Below are 237 nucleotides of genomic sequence, written 5' to 3'. Positions count from 1 at the left end.
CGCATCACTTCAACAGTGCAGAGGATTTGGAGAAGACACTGCACAGGTTTGTCTGGCTGTACAACCACCACTTGCCACAAAAGGCACTGGGGCATGAAGCCCCAGTCCAAGCACTCAAAAATGGAAGATGAAAGCTCCTGATTTATTCGTCAAGAACGTGCGTAATCATCCGGGACCCGACAGCTAGGGTTAATGCGTGGGTCAGATTGAGATGGAAAAACCGGGGGCTAGTGGGTC

Annotated in this window: 1 pseudogene; it reads left to right on the top strand. The window is 51.1% G+C overall.

Going from position 1 to position 237, the window contains the following annotated elements:
* Nucleotides 1-187, top strand: a pseudogene (locus SJH88_RS19690) (IS481 family transposase); the annotation flags it as partial.
* Between the last annotated feature and the right edge of the window lie 50 nt (nucleotides 188-237).

The organism is Comamonas sp. GCA5, assembly GCF_036541385.1.
Lineage (GTDB): Bacteria > Pseudomonadota > Gammaproteobacteria > Burkholderiales > Burkholderiaceae_C > Comamonas > Comamonas aquatica.
Note: the sequence above shows the minus strand (reverse complement) of the source record. Positions and strands in the feature narration are given on the sequence as shown.